Raw genomic sequence first — 19200 nt, 5'->3', positions numbered from 1 at the left:
AGTAAAGCATGGAGTAAAATAATTAAATAAAACTCATTAACACTCTACGATATGATAAAATTTAGAATGTATGTTTGGTTACTGTTGGATCATTGTAATTTAAGGGGGAGTAGCAATTGAAAGAAACAAAATATCTACAAGTTTGGAACTTAGATTATCTATTCTCAGGTGGAAGTGAATCATCTCAATTAAATGAACATATAAAAGACCTAGAAGTCAAAGTCAATAAATTTGAAGAAAAACTAAATTTTTTTAATACCCCACAAGACGTAAATGAATCAGAAAAATTTGCAGATTTACTTGATTACATAGGAGACATTCGAATTTATATATCACAAGCTAATTCTTTTATAACCTGCCTTCTTGCTCAAAATCCTAAAGATCAACATGCTATAACGTCAAAAGGGAAAATAACAACAATAAATGCTCGTTTTGAATCTGCATTGCAAAAAGTGAAAAATATTTTAGTAAAAACTAATCAATATTTGTGGGAGGACTTGCTTAATACTGATTTTTTAGTAAACTACAAGTTTATACTAAATGAATGGCGTAAAGATGCTAAAATGAAACTTTCAAATGAAGAACAAAATTTAGTGTCAGACCTTATGGTAGATGGGTATCATGCTTGGGGCCAATTTTATAATTCTTTTATGAGTAATATTAGGATTAAAGTTCAAATAAATGGAGAACAAAACAAATTATCAGTGGGTCAAGCTATAAACTTACGTTCACATCCTAATGAAGAAGTTCGTAAAGAATCTCATAATGCTTTAGAAGATAAGTGGAGAGAGAATGAAGAACTATTTGCGAAAATATTAAATCATATTGCAGGCTTTCGATTACAAGTTTACAAAAAGTGTGGCTTAGATAATGTAATAGAAGAATCTTTAATAAAAAATCGTATGAAAGAGGAAACGCTTCATGCAATGTGGTCTGCAGTTAGTAAATTTAAAAAACCATTCACTGATTACTTAAATCAAAAAGCAAAAATGAATGGCTATGAAAAAATGAAATCATTTAACTTTTGGGCACCTATTGCAAAAAGTAATCAAAAAATAGAATATGAAGATGCTGTTGACTTTATATTGGATCACTTTAGTCAATTTGGAACCGAATTAGAAAGTTTCTCTAGAAAGGCTTTCAATGAGGGCTGGATAGAAGCAGAAGATCGTTCCAATAAGTCAGCTGTTGCATTTTGTGCTGGGTTTCCACTTTCGGGGGAATCAAGAGTTTTTATGACATTTGGTGGTACAATTACAAATGTATTAACACTAGTTCATGAATTAGGCCATGCCTTTCATAACCATGCAATGAAATCTATTCATGGAATGAATAAACAATATCCGATGAGCATCGCTGAAACTGCTTCAACGTTTTCAGAGATGATTATCTTAGATGCTGCAATGCAAAAAGCTAAATCTACTAATGAAAGATTATTCTTACTTGATGAGAAATTAAAGCGTAGCGTCATGAATTTTATGAATATTCATTCTAGGTTTTTGTTTGAAAAGAAATTTTACGAAGAACGTAAGGAGGGGATTGTTTCATCATCACGCTTAAATGAAATCATGCAAGAAGCAATAGATGTAGGATATGATGGTTCTCTTGATAATGCTTCATTACATTCATGGATATGGACACCACATTATTATATTACACAATCTCCATTCTACAATTTTCCATATACATTCGGATATTTATTTGCATTAAGTATATTTGCAGGAGCAAAGGAAAAAGGTAAAGAGTTTGAAAGCGATTATTTAAATTTACTTCGGGATTCAGGAAGTATGTCCACAGAAGATTTAGTGATGAAACATTTAGGAGAAGATATCACATCAGGAGCTTTTTGGGAAAAAGGAATAAAATTATGCGTTAAAGATGCTGAAGAGTTTATGAAATTAACTTCTTCACAAGGAAAAGTGTTTCAATAAGTAAAAATACTGTAGGAAATAAAATGACTTAATTTTAGTTAAAAAGAATCATAGGCGTACCCATACTTGTAGGTAATAAAAAAACCTAATTCTTCTGCTTAACGTAGAAAAATCAGGTTTTTTTATTCTAAAAATTGGATTAACGTATAATATACGCGTTTTGTCGGCAGGACCCCATCTAGACCGAATAGTTCTAGCTGAACAGGTTCACTTTGGATTTATCAGTGCTCTAAATGGAATATATGCAACTGTACATACAACAAATGAATTTATAACACAGAATGCTGCAAGTGCATATTGATGTAGATATAATTTTCCGCAATCGTGCGCGTTTGTTGAACAAGAATTAAAAGGGTGGTACATATTATACATGACTAATATGTATCACCCTTTATTTTTTATGAATTTCTATAATTTAGGTCTTGATAAATCAATTTGAAGGCATTTTTCTTACAAAACTATTACGTATTTTATATACTTTTGTTTCAGCGTTCCATTCTTTAAAAAAATTCGCTACAATATAGAAGTATGAGAATTTGATAGAAATATAAGTTGTTATTATTATAAGTAGACCACGAATGTAAGTGTGAAATATAAAAACCTCTTTTTTATTGAAAATCCTTTTATAAAGTGAAACTTCCATCAGTGGGGAGCTTCATCTCCCACTGATGGCTAATTGAATTAATCGGGCTTTTACGGGCAGTTACCCCTCATCTATCTTCTTTGCTTACTCTGAATCTTGAGGTGAGGGTCATACGGCCCGTTAATGCGGGATAGAACTGCTATGAGGGAAAACACCTTCTTTCAAATCAATTCAAATAACAAATTGAACGAACATTCGATTTAACGAATTTTTATATAAAGTATGTAGGAAATACGGGGGCTGTAATGTTATGAAGAAAAAAAGAAGTATAAAAATAAGGGTGGTACAGGCACTCTTATTTATACTTGGTTTAATTATTGTATTTGTAAGCTATGCGGCGTATGATATTTGGCATTATCGTTCTAAGACAGATCAAGTTGATACGGATGCTGCGATTGTATTAGGAGCCGCGTCGTGGAATGGAAAACCGTCTCCAGTATTTCGTGAGAGAATTAATCACGCCATTTCTCTTTATCAGAATGGAAGCGTTAAAAAAATAATTTTTACAGGTGGTACGAAATTTGAAACGGAATTAGAAGAAGCGCGTACTGCGAAAATATATGCATTAAAGCATAATGTAAAAGAGGAAGATATTTTAATTGAAACGGAATCACGTTATACAGAAGAGAATTTAAAAAATGCTCTGCAAATTGGAAAAGAACATGGCTTACAAACGTATACACTTGTAAGTGATCCACTTCATATGAAGCGAGCAATGCAAATTGCAAAGCATCTTGGTATGGATGCATATTCTTCGCCAACGCCAACGTCTGCTTTTCGTAGTCTAGATACAGAGTTACCTTTCTTTTTCAAAGAGCTATGCTCTTATATTGGTTATGTTGCATCCTTGCCTGTTCGTTTTTTAAAAGGCGATTAAAAAGAGAGACTTCCTAATGTTTTTAGGAAGTCTTTTTTGTTTAAAACATTGTTTTTTCATCGGAATAGTGCAACAATTGAAAGGTAGATTAATATGTTTAAGGAAAAGAATGTATATAGTGAAATATCCATTAGTGGGGTCTTTACAGTTCTTTAGTACGTAATAACTAAGGTAGCTAAAGAGAACAGTGTGCATATAATAATTTTAGCATGAAATGGAAAGGACTGATGAAATGGAGTTTGTAAGATCGAGAGAGCAACAAAAGCGATTAAGTAAATTACAACCATATATCACTCAATTCTCAAATAGAGAACCGCAGTTAGACGAATTGTATTCATTTCCTTTTGAAAATATAGAAGATTTAAAAGGAATTGGGTATACAGCATGGACTGTTCCGCAGGACGAAGGTGGGGCAGGAATATCTCTATATGATTTTCTGCTATTTCAGGAATATATTGCACAAGGTGATGGGGCAACAGCATTATGCATGGGTTGGCATCTTGGAATTATACAAGAACTTTCGGAAAATCGCTCATGGGATAAGAAAGTATTTTCTTGGCTTTGCGAGAAAGTGAAACGTGGAGCACTTGTAAACCGAGCTGCAACAGAACGCAATACGGGCAGTCCAACACGAGGAGGAAAACCGGAGACAACAGCTATTCAAAAGGGAAATACTTGGATTATTTCTGGTAGGAAAACATTCACAACAATGGCCCCGGTACTAGATTACTTTCTCGTTTCAGCATCTATAGAAGGGACAGAGGAAATAGGGGAATTTCTTGTCCCGCGTAATATAGAAGGTGTTTCAATTGAAGAAACGTGGGATTGTGTAGCTATGCGCGGTACAGCAAGTCATGATTTAGTTTTAGAACAAGTAGTGATTCCGCGTAAATATTTTGTGGAGATTATTTCTCCGCGTAAGAGGGAAAAGAGAAGAGGATGGCTGCTGCATATTCCAGCTTGTTATCTTGGCATTGCACAAGCTGCACGTCGGTATGCCTTGCAATTTGCAGCAACGTATCAACCGAATAGTATACAAGCCCCTATAGCAACGTTGCCAAATGTTCAAAGATTAATAGGAGAAATGGAATTAGAAATGATGCAAGCCCGTTCTTTCTTATATAGTGTTGCAAAGCAGTATGAAGAAAGTAAAGAAAGTTTGCAAGCAGAGATGGCCGCGGTGAAGTATACTGCGACAAATACGGCAATTTCTATTGTAGATAAAGCGATGCGTATTGTCGGGGCCAGAAGTTTATCTGAAAAAAACCCATTACATCGCTATTACTTACACGTACGTGCTGGACTTCATAATCCTCCGATGGATGATGCGACAATTTCACTATTAGCGCAGCATGCCTTGCAAGATTTTGAAAAGGAAAAATAGGCACTGTTTTTCCTTTTCGTATATAATAAGGGCAAGTGATGTATGAAAAGGAGAATACATATGTTAGAAGTCATCGCAACATGTTTAGAAGATGCAAAACGGATTGAACGTGGTGGTGGAGAACGGATAGAGTTAATTACAGCATTTACAGAAGGCGGGCTTACACCAAGCTATGCATTAATAAAAAATGTAATAGAAGCCGTTACCATTCCTGTACATGTCATGATTCGTCCACATGCAAAATCTTTCGTATATTCTAAAGAGGAAATTGCGTTAATGAAAGAGGATATTCGCATCGCAAAACAACTTGGCGCAACTGGTGTTGTTTTAGGTGTTTTGAATGAAGATAATAAAATTGATGAAGAAAAATTAGGACAGTTATTAGAAGTAGTAGATGAAATGAATGTGACGTTTCACCGAGCAATTGATGAAATGACGGATTTAGTAGGAAGCGTAAAAATATTGCGGAAATTTAATAAGATTACACATATTTTAACATCTGGTGGACAAGGGAAAATAGAAGATAACATTTCTGTTTTACGCGGTATGAATCAAGCAAGCGAGGGACAAATACAAATCGTTGTTGGCAGTGGTGTGACGAAAGAGAATGTGCAGCAATTGCTACACGATACTGGAATTACACAAGCTCATGTTGGTACAGCGGTGAGAGAAGGAAAATCGTGTTTTGGTGAAGTTGTCGTTCAAAATGTACAAGAAATTGTAAAACTGACTAGTTGTTAAAGGAGATATCTAGATGAAAAAGAATGAGATCGTGTCATGGGTTAAAAGTATAGCTCTAGCTTTGGTTATTGCATTTGTTTGTCGTGCATTTTTATTTACACCGTCGCTTGTACAGGGAGAATCCATGATGCCAACGCTAGAAAATAATGAGAGAATGGTTGTGAATAAAATTGGATATAGTCTACAAGGATTAGATCGTTTTAATATCATTGTCTTTCACGGGAATGAAGGTCATGATTTAGTAAAACGAGTAATTGGTTTACCTGGAGATACAATTGAGTATAAACATGATGTTTTATATGTAAATGGTAAGCCAGTTGCGGAACCATATTTAGATGAATATAAAAAGCAACTATCTGGAGGGGAGCTAACTCCTGACTTTACGTTAGAGGAGATAACTGGAAAGAAAACAGTTCCTGAGGGTTATGTATTTGTACTGGGAGATAACCGTCAAGTATCTAAGGATAGCCGAGCATTTGGTTTTGTTTCTGAAAAACAAATTGTTGGGAAAGGTTCAGTGGTATTTTGGCCACTGCAGCATGCTAGAGCATTATAGTAGTTTATAAAAAAAGCAACTAAACTCATTTAGAGTTTGATTGCTTTTTTTATTTTTATTAATAATAAAGATAAAAAATGTATTGTTAGAATTAAGAGAATATTTTATAATTTAAAACATATAATTCATTTCGAAAATCGGAATAGGCGTTCTGAAATACGGAACGGAGGGGACTTCATGAGTTATAACAAAACAGCAGTGAAAACAATGAACATTTTAGAATTATTTTATGAGTATGACACGTTAACATTAGCTGAGATGGTGAGATTAACTGGCATGCCTAAAACATCAGTATACCGTCTTATTGGATCTCTTGAAGAAATGGGTTTGTTGCAAAAAACAATAGATGGTGCATACAAGTTAGGGTTTGTTTTTTTACGATTCGGTCAGCTTGTTTCAGAGCGGTTATCTTTACGGAAAATTGCGAAGCCTTATATGGAAAAATTACAAAAAGAAATTGGACAAGCAGTTAATTTAATTATTCAAGATGGTGATGAAGCCATTTATATTGAAAAAATTGACGGGGATCAACCTGTACGTGTATATACAGCAATTGGACGGCGAGCTCCGCTGTATGCTGGAGCGTGTCCACGTATTTTACTTACATATTTTTTAAAAGAAGAACAAGAAAATTATATAAAAAATACAACACTTGTTGCACTTGCAAAGGGCACGGTTACAGACGAAAATGAACTACGTGATATGCTACAAACTGCAAAGAATAACGGTTATACCATTAGTTATTCAGAACTTGAAAATCATACAGCGGCGATAGCTGCTCCAATTTTTGGAAGTGATGGTATGGTAGTTGGTGGTATGAGTATTTCAGGACTAGAAGCTGAATATGATGAACCAGTAATTATAAAATGGATTGAAAATCTTACTCAAACAACGAAACAAGTATCAATAGAATTAGGATGGAAAGAAAAGAAGGTAGGGGAATAATGAAATTTTCAGCACTAGGTGATCAAGCGATTGTCGTTACATTTGGACAGAAAATCAATATGGAAATTTATGAGCAAGTACAATCTTTATTTGAGGCATTACAAAATGCACCGTTTGTTGGGATGCTAGAATGTGTTCCTTCTTATACATCTGTAACAATTTATTATGATCCCTACACATTGTATAGGGAGAAAAAGATAAATGATTCGCCGTATGACTATGTTTGTTATCATGTGCAGTCACTTTTACAAGGTGAGAATTATAAGAAAATAAAAGAATATGAATATATATCCATTCCAGTTTGTTACGGAGGGGAATACGGTCCTGATTTGGAAGAAGTAGCAAAGTATCATAGGTTAACAATAGAAGATGTAATTCGTATTCATAGTGAATCCACTTACTTTGTTTATATGCTCGGTTTCACACCAGGGTTTCCTTATTTAGGAGGTATGCCGCAGCGGATTGCAACTCCACGAAAACATACACCGCGATTAAAGATTCCAGCTGGATCTGTTGGAATCGGTGGAAGTCAAACGGGTATATATCCACTTGAAACACCAGGCGGATGGAATATTATCGGACGCACGCCGCTTTCTTTATTCCGTCCTCAAAAAGTACCGCCTACTTATTTACAAAGTGGTATGTATTTACGTTTCATCCCCATAACAGAAACAGAATTTCAACAATGGGAGGATGAGAATGTATGAGCATAGAGGTGCTACAACAAGGAATGTTGACAACTGTACAAGATTTAGGAAGACATACATATCAACAATACGGTGTACCAGTTGGCGGAGCGATGGACACAGTTGCACTTAGAATTGCAAATATGTTAGTTGGAAATGCAGAAGGAGAAGCCGGATTAGAAATTACGATTATTGGGCCGAAACTGTTAATTAAGCAGACGACATTAATTGCAATTGGCGGTGCGAATATGGAACCACTTTTAAATGGAAAACGAGTTCCATTGTGGCGCCCGGTATTAGTAAAAGAAGGAAGTATGCTTTGTTTTAAGAAAATTCAGTCAGGATGTAGAGCATATGTAGCATTTGCTGGTGGAATTCATGTTCCTGATGTAATGAAGAGCAAAAGTACGTATATGCGAGCTAATTTAGGCGGATTGGAAGGTCGTGCTTTACAAAAGGGTGATCAATTGCAAATAGGTTCACCTTCTCTTTGGGCAAAACGTGTTATACAGCAGCTTGTAAATGAAAAACGAGATACAACGATGTGGGGAGTAAATTCTAGTTGTTTACCAAACTATCATCATTGTCCGAAGATTCGTGTCGTGGAAGGATTAGAGTTTGAAAAGTTTACGGAAGAGAGTCGTCATTCTTTTTTTACAAAGCAATTTAAAGTTTCCAATTATGCAGATCGAATGGGGTATCGCATAGACGGGGAGCAGGTAACGGTAGAGGGAAAATTAGAGTTGCTATCAGATACTGTGACGCATGGGACAATCCAAGTACCACCTGAAGGACAGCCTATTATATTAATGGCAGATCGTCAAACGACAGGTGGATATCCGCGAATTGCCAATGTAATTTCAATTGATATACCGCTGCTTGCACAATTAAAGCCAGGAGATTATCTTTCGTTTTCGAAAATTTCAGTATTAGAAGCACAGCAGCTATATATAAAACAAGAACAAACAATGTATCTTTTAAAAATGTTCATTAAGCTGAAAGGAGAAAAAGCATGAATATAGTGGATTTAAATTGTGATTTAGGAGAAAGTTTTGGAGTATATAACATAGGAAATGATGATGCAATTCTACCTTATGTTTCATCGGTAAACATTGCTTGTGGATTTCATGCTGGTGATCCTTCAGTTATGCGTAGTACTGTTGCAAAAGCGCTAGAACACAATGTTTCAATAGGTGCACATCCAGGCTTACCAGACCTTATTGGTTTTGGAAGAAGAATGATGCATGTTTCATCAGATGAAGTGCACGATTATATGATTTATCAGATCGGGGCATTAGATGGATTTATTCGTGCATTGGGTGGAAAAATGAATCATGTTAAACCGCACGGTGCGCTCTATAATCTAGCAGCAGTAAATTCAGAAATCGCAGATGCTATTGCAAAAGCTATTTATAAAGTAAATCCAGATCTTCTTTTATTTGGATTAGCAAGTAGTGAATTTTTGCGTGCAGGAGAAAAATATAATCTTCGTGTTGTACAAGAGGTATTTGCAGATCGAACATATCAAAGTAATGGGACCTTAACAAATCGTGCAGAATCGAATGCATTGATTACAAATAAAGAAGATGCGATAAGACAAGTATTGCAAATGGTACAGAAAGGTAATGTTCAAGCTGTTGATGGGACTATCGTTTCAATTGCAGCGCATACAATTTGTATTCATGGGGATGGCGTGCATGCTGTTGATTATGCGAAAAGCATTTACAATGCACTGCAGCAAGCACAAATTAACATTTGTGCACCGTAACACGTAAAAAAGATAGGGGGGTTATATATGGTGAAATTGATTGGAATTTTACTTGTAGCAGTTGGTTTTTTATTTCGATTTAATACATTGTTAGTTGTTATGGTAGCTGGAATTGTAACAGGGATGGTATCCGGTATGTCATTTCACGAAGTGATAAGTTTATTTGGAAAATTCTTTATAGAAAATCGATATATGTCCATGCCAATTTTATTGACACTTCCGGTTATTGGAATTTTAGAGCGTTACGGATTGAAAGAACGAGCAGAAGCACTGATTACAAAATCAAAAGGAGCAACGACGGGACGCGTTCTTCTATCGTATTTTACTATTCGCGAAGCAACTGCAGCGATTGGGCTTAACATTGGAGGACATGCGCAAGCAGTAAGACCACTTGTTGCACCGATGGCGGAAGGGGCAGCGCAGGCTCGTTACGGAAAACTTCCAGAGAAGTTAAAAGAAAAAATTAAAGCGTCCGCAGCGGCTGCAGAAAATACAGCGTGGTTCTTTGGAGAAGATATTTTTATTGCAACAGGTGCTATTTTATTAATGAAAGGATTTTTTGATTCTGTCGGCATGCATGTTGGTGTGTGGGATATGGCACTTTGGGGAATTCCAACAGCAATTTCTGCATTTATTGTAAGTTGGATTCGTTTTCGTCAAATTGATAGACATATAGACGACGTTATGAAACAAGAAGCGAATCAAAATAAGGAGGCGATGTAGCGTGAAATTAATTACACTTGATACAATTTATTATCTACTTGGTATTATTGTTGCTTTTATTGCAATTCGTGTTGCTTTTGATCGTCAACATCCGAACCGTTTTGGTTCTAGTTTGTTTTGGGCGTTGTTTGCTATTACATTTTTATTTGGAAATATTATGCCCTCGTTTTATGTCGGTTGTCTCGTTTTAGTTATGGTTATTTTAGCATCATTAAACCAAGTAACAAAATCAAATGAACAAGAAGCACCAGTAGAAGAGCGTGTAAAACATGCAGCAAAATTAGGAAATAAAATTTTCATGCCAGCTATATTAATCCCTTTGTTTACTATTATCGGGACGCTCACTCTTGGGAAACTCAAGTTTGGAGATATATTTGTTGTGGATCCTGAAAAAGTAACACTAATTGCACTAGCATTAGGTGCATTAGTTGCCCTTGCTTTTGCGATGGCTATTACAAAAGCAAAAGTGACAGAGCCAGTACAAGAAGGGAGCCGTTTACTACAAGCGGTCGGATGGGCCGTTATTTTACCACAAATGCTTGCTGCTCTTGGCGGTATATTTGCTAAGTCTGGAGTTGGACAGGTAGTGGCGGATTTAGTTGGACAAGTATTGCCGACTGAATATCCATTCGTGGCCGTCATGGCATATTGCTTAGGAATGATGTTATTTACAATGGTAATGGGAAATGCGTTCGCTGCTTTTGCTGTTATTACAGGGGGGATTGGTTTGCCTCTTATTGTTCAAATGCACGGAGGAAACCCAGCAATTATGGCAGCGCTTGGTATGTTTGCTGGTTATTGCGGTACATTGTTAACGCCGATGGCTGCTAACTTTAACATTGTTCCGGCAATGTTGTTAGAGCTTAAAGATAAAAATGCTGTTATTAAAGCGCAAGCGCCAGTTGCCGTCGCTATTTTTATAATTAACATGCTTGTTATGTACGTACTTGTATATCGATTTTAAAGGAGGGAGGATTGATGAAAAAAATTTTATTAACAGGATTTGAACCATTTGGAGGAGAAAAAATCAATCCTGCTTGGGAAGTTGCTAAACAACTTGATCAAAAGAGAATAGGTGAATATACAATCGTTAGTAAACAAATTCCTACTGTTTTTCACACATCCTTACAAATGTTAGAATTTTATATTGATGAAGTAGATCCAGCTCTTGTGGTGTGTATTGGACAAGCAGGGGGACGTTCCGATATTACAGTGGAGCGCGTTGCAATTAATGTAGATGATGCAAGAATTCCTGATAATAAAGGAAATCGGCCGATTGATATACCAGTGATTGAGGATGGTCCAGTGGCGTATTGGTCAACACTTCCCATAAAAGCAATTGTGAAGCAACTTCGTGAAGGGGGAATTCCAGCATCTGTTTCCCAAACAGCAGGGACGTTTGTCTGTAATCATCTTTTTTACGGACTTATGCACATATTAGCAAAACAGAAAGATCATATTTCTGGTGGTTTTGTACATATTCCGTTTTTACCAGAACAGGCGAGTGCATATCCTGGACAACCGAGCATGTCGCTTTCTAACATTACAAAAGGAATAGAGCTTTTAATACAAACAGCTTTGGAAGTAGAAATAGATATAGTAGTAGCAGAAGGTACAACGCATTAAGAGAAAATTTCCAAGTTGCTGCATATGGCTGTTATAATGAAAGAAGAAATATACATAGAGGTGAATGTTGTGCAGCATTATGGAGAAGTGCGTTCTATCATTGACAATGCTAAGAAAATTACGGTGTTAACTGGAGCGGGTGCAAGTACAGAAAGTGGGATACCAGACTTTCGATCAGCAAACGGTTTGTATGCGGATGCAAATGTAGAAATGTATTTATCAAGAGGATATTATAATCGAAACCCGAAAGATTTTTGGAAACATTATAAAGCAATCTTTCAAATTGAAACATTTCATCAATATAAACCGAACAAAGGACATAAGTTTATTGCGCAGTTAGAAGAAAACGGAAAAGATGTTGTTGTTTTAACACAAAATATTGATGGACTTCATCAACTGGGCGGGAGTAAACGTGTCATTGATTTACATGGTACACTGCAATCTGCTCATTGTCCAAAGTGTCGTACGAAATATAACTTACAATATATGATTGAACATGAAGTACCGCGTTGTGAGAAGTGTAATTTCATTTTAAATCCTGATGTTGTGTTATATGGAGACACATTGCCTCAATTTCAAACAGCCGTTGAACGCTTGTATGAAACAGATGTATTACTTGTTATGGGAACATCATTAAAAGTACAGCCTGTAGCATCATTCCCGCAAATAGCAAAACGAGAGATAGGGGCAACGACGATCCTTATTAATGACGAGCGGACAGGACAAGAACCGTATTTTGATTATACGTTTCATGAAACAATAGGAGAATTTGTGGATGGATTTTTAGCAGGTGGAGCAGACAAAGCAGAGTAAATGAAACTAAAGCTAAAGAAGTTATGCCAAAGTGGTTTTAAAGGGATATATAGTGCCCAACTAGCGAATGTATTAACCTAAGAGAATAAGAAGCAGTAACAAGTAACGCATGGTTGTTTCTTTTATCCATACGTTACTTGTTCTTTTATTTAGGAATCAATATACAATAAGAGAGTTGCTTATTATGAAAATCGAGTTTTTTATCCCGTAAAAGTCCGATTGGTTCAACTAGCCATCAGTGGGGGATGAAAAAAACCCTACTGATGGAAGTTTCACTTTATATTATTTTTTTAGCGATAAACCATAAACAATCGTTTCACTTGGTGTTGTAATTTTAAAGCCTGTGCTGTAATCTAGCGTCATTGTATTTCCGATATAATCTTTTGTGAAGTCATCGATTTGAATAACAAGCTGTTCGTCTTCAAATACGACATCTTTTGCATGATATTCATCGACAATTAAATCGATATTCACATAGACAGTACAAGTGTTGCCTATACTTCCTTTTACTCTAATAATTGTTTTACCTTCGTTTTGTAATTGTTGCAGTTTTTCTTTTGCTGTATTTGTAACACGAATATTCATGTAATCCCTTCCTTTTCTTAAATTCTCATTCTATTATGGCAAAAATATAATAAACCGGCTACTCGGACACATAAGAAAACCTATCAACTTTTGTTGATAGGTTGTTATTTTTAAAGCTCACATTTATCTAGTGGAATAACTTTTGTTTTCTTTGTAAATTTATAACCTAACCAAAGTATTAAGAAAAGAGGTAAACCAATATATGAAACGAGTACACCGTTCCAATCAATAGATTTTCCCATAAATGCACCGTAGTTTTGACCAAGAATAACGATTAAACATAATACAAATGCAAAGATTGGACCGAATGGGAACCATTTTGCTTTATAGGGTAAGTCTTTTAAGTCTTTTCCTTGTGCAGTGTATGCTTTGCGGAAACGGTAGTGACTAATTGCAATTCCGATCCAAGCGATGAAGCCTGACATACCAGAAGCATTTAAGAGCCATACATAGACCACACCATCACCGAAAAAAGAAGCTAAGAAAGCAACACATCCAACTAATGATGTTGCAATCAATGCATTTACAGGTATACCACGACTATTTAGTTTTCCTAAAAATTTAGGTGCTTTACCTTGGTTTGCTAAATCCCAAAGCATACGTGCTGATGCATACATACCAGAGTTACCAGCAGACAGAACAGCTGTTAAAATAACGGCGTTCATTACTGATGCCGCAAAGGCAACACCTGCTTTCTCGAATACAAGTGTAAATGGACTTACTGTTACATCACTTGCTGCAAGGCTTTTGTCTGTATATGGAATGAGTAAACCAATTACAAGAATTGCTAAAATATAGAACAGTAGAATTCGCCAAAAGATGCTGCGAATTGCTTTTGGAATATTACGTTGTGGATCTTCAGTTTCACCAGCCGCAACCCCTAATAATTCTGTTCCTTGGAATGAGAATCCAGCTGCCATAAATACACCAATGATTGCCATGAAGCCACCGTTAAACGGTGCATCTGCAACTGTGAAGTTTTTGAAACCAACAGGATCTCCGCCCATAATACCGAAAATCATAAGAAAACCGACAATTAAAAAGGCGATAACAGTTACAACCTTAATAAGTGCAAACCAATATTCAGCTTCCCCAAACCCTTTTACAGACATATAATTTAAAAGAAACATAATAGCTAAACAAATAGCACTCCAAATAAGGGAAGGTGTATTTGGGAACCAAAACTTCATAATTAATGTAACTGCAGAGAGTTCAGCAGCAATCGTGATGGCCCAGTTATACCAGTAGTTCCAACCTAATGCAAATCCAAGAGCTGGATCGACAAATCTTGTTGCGTATGTGCTAAATGATCCAGCTACAGGCATGTACGATGCTAATTCTGCTAAACTTGTCATTAAAAAATATACCATAATACCAATTGCAGCATAGGCGACGAGAGCACCGCCAGGACCAGCTGAGTGGACAACACCACCGCTTGCTAGAAATAAACCTGTTCCAATTGTACCACCAAGTGAAATCATTGTAAGATGGCGGGATTTCAATCCGCGTTTTAGTTCGTTATTTGTTTGTGCAGATTGATTTGTAGACGTAGAGGTAACTTTTGTAGTTGCGCTGTTCATTTTCAACACTCCTTTTCTTGTAAGATAGGAAGGAGCGGGGGGAATTAAAAAAAACCGCCAAAGGACTTTAGCGGAGCATTTCAAAAATAGCCACCCCATCATACCTTCCGTTAAGATAGCGCCCCACGTTTACACGGTAACTTTGTAAACGTGACAGTTCTGTTCCTATTCGAAAACAGCCCCAGCATATACTTCCAGAGAAGAAGTATAAACTTCGGCAGCTTTTCCTTTCATTCGGAGTTATTGACGTTCTCTGCGTCTCGTCCGGATTACTAATAAAAGCCGCAACCTCTACCTCATCGGATTGATGAGGATTTTTTCTATTGCTATGATTTTTAATATATCGCAATTGTAATGAGTTTCTGAGAATATTGCAAGGATTTTTTTGTAGAAAAAAAGCGAAAAAGAATGGCTATTTTAGAAAAGCGCTTTCAAAATTCATCCCGGTCCTAAAAAATATGTAATAAGTAACCTCTTGATGAAAAAGGTTATACAATAGTTTCGCATTGTGTTTCAAAAAATCCTTTAAAATTTACAGAAAATTGAGACAAATAAATTTCGACAAAATATATTGTAGAAGAGGAGACTAAAAGAAAACAAGCTTCCCTTTATGGGGAAACTTGTTTTTGTTTGTTATATACAATTTTTTTGTTTGTCTGTTGTGATTGATTACGAGTCGTAATAATCAGTGCAATTGTAACGACAAGACCTGTCACAATATAAGCAAGAAAAATTACGCTTTGATTTACTTTAAAAGTTGTTAATAGCGTACGGATATTGGTGAAAATAATGAGTCCTCCGACAAGAACTCCAAGTAAATGAGAAGGAACAATTCGTACTAGCCACGCAGCAATTGGTGCTGCAATGATACCACCAAGCATAAGAGCAAACACCCAAAACCAACTGACTTGTTCCCATCCAAGAGAAATGAAAAACCCAAGTGTGGCAGCTAATGAAACAGGAAATTCACTCGTATCTACAGAACCGACAACTTTTCTTGCTTCATTACCGCGTGCAAGTAAAACAGGAGTAGTAATTGGGCCCCAACCGCCACCGCCTGTTGAATCTACAAAACCTGCAAAAAGGCCAAGTGGGATTAATTGCTTACCAGACAGGCGTTTATTATTTGTTTGAACAACTTGTTTTTGTAAAATAAATCTTAATAAGATATATACACCTAATACGAATAAAAATACTGAAATATATGGTTTAATTAAATTTCCTGGTAAGTTACTTAAAAAGCAAGCACCTACAAAAGCGCCAATTGCACCCGGTAATGTCAGTCTTGAAACGGTATATTTATCGACATTTCCAAAGCGGATATGTGAAATACCAGATGCGGCAGTTGTAACAACTTCGGCTAAATGAACAGATGCTGAAGCGACCGCCGGTGCAATTCCAAACATGAGTAGTAATGAGGAAGATGTTACCCCATAAGCCATTCCCAAAGCTCCATCAATGAGTTGAGCAAAAAAACCAATGATGGCAAAGATAATTAATTTTTGCATGTTTAATACCTCCGTTTATAATAAAGTGAAATTACCATCAAGGACTGATGGTTAATTGAATCAATCGGGCTCTTACGGGCAATAATCTCCCATCTATCTCTTTTGTCTTCTCAAAATCTTAAGGTCGGGTCTTGCTGCCCAAAAGTAGCGGGATAAAATAAAAAAGGCTCCTTTCTCTAGTGAGAAAAGAGCCTTTGGTTTTCCAATCAGCTTTATCATATTCTAATTTTTTTTATTATAATACATATTAATCATATAAATCAACTATGTTTTAAATAAAATTTTGAATTGCCAGAAATAAACGAAAAGTAATACACTAAAAAGGATAAAGGTAAGGATGGTGAGGAGATGTTACAGTTTGATCATCTTGTTCACGTAATTCAATGCTCTCCAGCTGAAGCAATAAAACAAATGAAGATACTCGGATTTCATACAGTTCAAGGAGGAGAGCATACGAATTGGGGAACATATAATAGTTTATGTTATTTTGATTTGGCATATATTGAGTTTTTAGCAGTTCAGAACAAAGAAGCTGCAAACAGAGCAGAGAACCCTCTCATTCAGCAAACTGTTCGTAAGTTGCAAATGGGGGAAGGGATGCTTCAAGTTGCACTACGTACAGAACATATAGAAGAACTTGCTAAGAAATTCTCTGAAAAGGGATTTCATATAAATGGTCCGCTGGAGGGAAAACGTTTAAGAGATGATGGAACTCTATTAAGCTGGAAAATGCTATTTATTGAACAGGAAGCTGATGAACCTAGATTACCGTTTTTTATTGAGTGGGGTGAATTGGATGAAAAAAGAAGAGCAGATTTACAGAAAAAAGGAGTGATTTCATTTCATGACAATAATGTAACTGGAATGAAAAAGGTATTCTATGCTGTTAATAATGTAAATGAAACAAGCAAACTATGGAAAGAGTTATTGCAAATAGAAATGAGTACGCCAAAAATAGATAAGGAGTGGAATGCTGTATTTCGAAGTTTTTCTCTTGGGAAAATAACAATTCAACTTTGTGAACCAATAGGGAATGGAGTAGTTCAGAATCAATTACAGAACTGCGGGGAGGTACCATTTGCTGTAGAGTTTCAAGGAGACAAGGAGAATACGAGTGTATATCAGATATCGAATGGTATGTACATATTTTAAGAGGAATCAAGGTGAACGAAGTAATAAAGCAATTAGCAGAGCGTACAAATTGGCCGGCAATTGTCCAAACAAAATTTTGGTATAAATCGAAAGGCTTCCAATCGTAATGTTGGAAGCCTTTACGAATAACAAAAGTTGATTGCTTTTTGAAGTCGAAAGATCCCTTCAGTAATATAATTTATATTTACTTTTCCATATGATAGACGAATATAATCATCTTTTGCACCAAAAATACTGCCGGGCATAAAGGCCACTTGTTGTTTTAAACTTTGCATAATAAGTTGTTTCTCTTGAATAGGTTGTTTTAATTTTCCCCATATGTAAATTCCGCCTGTTGGTATAGAAAATGAGAGTTCTTTCTGAAGTGAGCATTGCAGTGCGTCTGCTAATATATTTCTTTTTTGTAATAGTTCATAGCGTAACTGTTGTAAATGTGTTTCAAATGGAACTGTTTCAAAAAATTGTTGTATAAGCCATTGCGGAAAAATACTTAAACCTAATTCCATTTGATGCCGTGCATCTGATAATCGTTCAACAACAGACTGCGGAGCAACGAGCCAGCCGATTCGTAATCCTGGTGCTATCATTTTAGACAGAGAATGAACATAAATGACTGTTCCGTTTGTATCAATTGATTTTAAAGTTGAACATGTTTGTTCTTTATTTTCTAATGTTAATAAGCTAGAAGGGTCATCTTCAACAATTGGAATTCGTAAATCGGCACATAAAGATAGAAGTGTTTCCCTTCTTTTGGGATGAAGGAGTGTCCCTGTTGGATTTTGATAATTGGGATTTAAGAAAATCATTTTAATCCGGTGCTTTCGATAAAGTTCGTATACATCGTCTGGATGAATGCCATGTTCATCAACAGGTAATGGAAAAATACGAATGCCAGCCGATTGGAAAAGGGGCAAGGAATAGCAATGCGACGGACTTTCAAATGCGACTGCATCGCCTGGATTTAATAAACATTGCACAATAAGGTGCAGTGCTTGCTGCGCACCGGAAGTAATCATAATCGATTGTTCAGTTGCATCAATTTGTAAATGCTCCTTCATATATTTAGCTACAATTTTTCGTAAAGGAAGGTAGCCTTGTGGATGATCATAGCTTAATGATTGTGTTAACGGTTGTTCGCGTAAAATTGCTTGTAATTGCTGATGAGGAAACAAATCACATCCAAGTTCACCGTTTGCAAAATCAATGATATTTTCATTTTGCTGCACTTGCTCACGAATGTAGCGAAGGAGTGGTAAGTTAGGCAAAAATGTCCCACCTTCCACAAAACCGCTCCAATTCGGTGCGAATTTCGGCGATACACCCCACATCTGTGTACTGACCCTTGTGCCTTTTCCAGTTGTACTTTCAACAATTCCCATTGCACGTAGTTCATTATAGGCCGTTGTAATTGTACTTCGATTTACTTGAAGCTGCTCTGCTAGCTTGCGCTCTGAAGGGAGAAAACTTCCTGGTGGAAGCTCTCCGTACATAATACGCCTTTCAATATAATCAACAACTTGTTGATAGATCGGGATTTTACTATCTAAATCTAACTTCCATTTCATTTGTAACGTCTCCTTGTTCCTTCATTATCACCATTATAGCAAATTGGCTGGGTGAAAAAACAGCCAATTGGATGGTGTTGCATTGGGCCAATTTTACTATGCTAAATGAGGGAAGGG

18 protein-coding genes and 1 riboswitch are annotated in these 19200 nt (G+C 36.2%); of the genes, 14 read left to right on the top strand and 4 right to left on the bottom strand.

Translation table 11 applies throughout. From position 1 onward, the window contains the following. Positions 1 to 116: 116 nt before the first annotated feature. The 13 genes from NKR74_RS12845 to NKR74_RS12785 all read left to right on the top strand — a co-directional run bounded on the left by NKR74_RS12845 (position 117) and on the right by NKR74_RS12785 (position 12693). Entirely contained in the window at positions 117 to 1931 is a 1815-nt protein-coding gene (locus NKR74_RS12845) for a M3 family oligoendopeptidase (protein WP_253629809.1), read from the top strand. An 893-nt stretch (positions 1932 to 2824) separates the two neighbouring features. Further along, complete coding sequence (locus NKR74_RS12840) at positions 2825 to 3451, top strand: YdcF family protein (protein WP_253629808.1); 627 nt, start codon at positions 2825 to 2827, stop codon at positions 3449 to 3451. A gap of 232 nt (positions 3452 to 3683) precedes the next feature. Further along, the gene (locus NKR74_RS12835; protein ID WP_253629807.1) at positions 3684 to 4835 is read left to right on the top strand and encodes an acyl-CoA dehydrogenase family protein; all 1152 of its coding nucleotides are present in this window, start codon (positions 3684 to 3686) and stop codon (positions 4833 to 4835) included. Positions 4836 to 4895: 60 nt separating this feature from the next. After that, positions 4896 to 5576 carry a copper homeostasis protein CutC gene (locus tag NKR74_RS12830; RefSeq protein ID WP_253629806.1) on the top strand — a complete coding sequence of 227 codons (681 nt, stop codon included), beginning with the start codon at positions 4896 to 4898 and terminating at the stop codon, positions 5574 to 5576. 13 nt (positions 5577 to 5589) lie between these two features. Next, on the top strand, positions 5590 to 6132 hold the full coding sequence (gene lepB, locus NKR74_RS12825) for a signal peptidase I (RefSeq protein ID WP_230576338.1): 543 nt from the start codon (positions 5590 to 5592) through the stop codon (positions 6130 to 6132). Between the two features lie 177 nt (positions 6133 to 6309). Further along, positions 6310 to 7077 (top strand): IclR family transcriptional regulator, encoded by a 768-nt coding sequence (locus NKR74_RS12820; RefSeq protein WP_253629805.1) that lies wholly within the window; start codon positions 6310 to 6312, stop codon positions 7075 to 7077. Further along, entirely contained in the window at positions 7077 to 7784 is a 708-nt protein-coding gene (gene pxpB, locus NKR74_RS12815; RefSeq protein WP_098311275.1) for a 5-oxoprolinase subunit PxpB, read from the top strand. The genes NKR74_RS12820 and pxpB overlap by 1 nt, the downstream gene beginning before the upstream one ends. After that, positions 7781 to 8779 carry a 5-oxoprolinase subunit C family protein gene (locus NKR74_RS12810; RefSeq protein ID WP_253629804.1) on the top strand — a complete coding sequence of 333 codons (999 nt, stop codon included), beginning with the start codon at positions 7781 to 7783 and terminating at the stop codon, positions 8777 to 8779. Before pxpB ends, NKR74_RS12810 begins: the two co-directional genes overlap by 4 nt. Next, positions 8776 to 9531, top strand: coding sequence for a 5-oxoprolinase subunit PxpA (gene pxpA, locus NKR74_RS12805; RefSeq protein ID WP_253629803.1), 756 nt, complete (start codon positions 8776 to 8778; stop codon positions 9529 to 9531). The genes NKR74_RS12810 and pxpA overlap by 4 nt, the downstream gene beginning before the upstream one ends. A 27-nt stretch (positions 9532 to 9558) precedes the next feature. Next, positions 9559 to 10254, top strand: a complete 696-nt coding sequence (locus tag NKR74_RS12800) for a DUF969 domain-containing protein (RefSeq protein WP_253629802.1) — start codon at positions 9559 to 9561, stop codon at positions 10252 to 10254. A 1-nt stretch (position 10255) separates the two neighbouring features. Beyond that, complete coding sequence (locus NKR74_RS12795) at positions 10256 to 11218, top strand: DUF979 domain-containing protein (RefSeq protein WP_098311271.1); 963 nt, start codon at positions 10256 to 10258, stop codon at positions 11216 to 11218. A 14-nt stretch (positions 11219 to 11232) separates the two neighbouring features. Next, the gene (gene pcp, locus NKR74_RS12790; protein WP_098311270.1) at positions 11233 to 11880 is read left to right on the top strand and encodes a pyroglutamyl-peptidase I; all 648 of its coding nucleotides are present in this window, start codon (positions 11233 to 11235) and stop codon (positions 11878 to 11880) included. 69 nt (positions 11881 to 11949) lie between these two features. Then, positions 11950 to 12693, top strand: coding sequence for an NAD-dependent protein deacylase (locus tag NKR74_RS12785; protein ID WP_253631147.1), 744 nt, complete (start codon positions 11950 to 11952; stop codon positions 12691 to 12693). 282 nt (positions 12694 to 12975) lie between these two features. Here the strand turns inward: NKR74_RS12785 and NKR74_RS12780 are convergent, their stop codons facing one another. The 3 genes from NKR74_RS12780 to NKR74_RS12770 all read right to left on the bottom strand — a co-directional run bounded on the left by NKR74_RS12780 (position 12976) and on the right by NKR74_RS12770 (position 16366). Beyond that, positions 12976 to 13278, bottom strand: coding sequence for an iron-sulfur cluster biosynthesis family protein (locus NKR74_RS12780; protein WP_253629801.1), 303 nt, complete (start codon positions 13276 to 13278; stop codon positions 12976 to 12978). Between the two features lie 110 nt (positions 13279 to 13388). Continuing rightward, the gene (locus NKR74_RS12775) at positions 13389 to 14858 is read right to left on the bottom strand and encodes an amino acid permease (protein ID WP_253629800.1); all 1470 of its coding nucleotides are present in this window, start codon (positions 14856 to 14858) and stop codon (positions 13389 to 13391) included. A gap of 108 nt (positions 14859 to 14966) precedes the next feature. Then, positions 14967 to 15160: riboswitch (Lysine riboswitch) on the bottom strand. Positions 15161 to 15466: 306 nt separating this feature from the next. After that, a complete protein-coding gene (locus NKR74_RS12770) occupies positions 15467 to 16366 on the bottom strand; it encodes a sulfite exporter TauE/SafE family protein (RefSeq protein WP_253629799.1) in 900 nt (299 codons plus the stop codon). Positions 16367 to 16714: 348 nt separating this feature from the next. Between NKR74_RS12770 and NKR74_RS12765 the strand changes: the two genes are divergently transcribed. Next, positions 16715 to 17518 carry a VOC family protein gene (locus NKR74_RS12765; protein ID WP_253629798.1) on the top strand — a complete coding sequence of 268 codons (804 nt, stop codon included), beginning with the start codon at positions 16715 to 16717 and terminating at the stop codon, positions 17516 to 17518. Positions 17519 to 17637: 119 nt separating this feature from the next. Here the strand turns inward: NKR74_RS12765 and pdxR are convergent, their stop codons facing one another. Continuing rightward, the gene (gene pdxR, locus NKR74_RS12760) at positions 17638 to 19083 is read right to left on the bottom strand and encodes a MocR-like pyridoxine biosynthesis transcription factor PdxR (protein ID WP_253629797.1); all 1446 of its coding nucleotides are present in this window, start codon (positions 19081 to 19083) and stop codon (positions 17638 to 17640) included. Positions 19084 to 19200 lie beyond the last annotated feature (117 nt).

This window comes from Bacillus sp. 3103sda1 (assembly GCF_024159135.1).
Classification (GTDB): domain Bacteria; phylum Bacillota; class Bacilli; order Bacillales; family Bacillaceae_G; genus Bacillus_A; species Bacillus_A rhizoplanae.
This window is presented reverse-complemented; position numbering and strand designations above follow the sequence as displayed.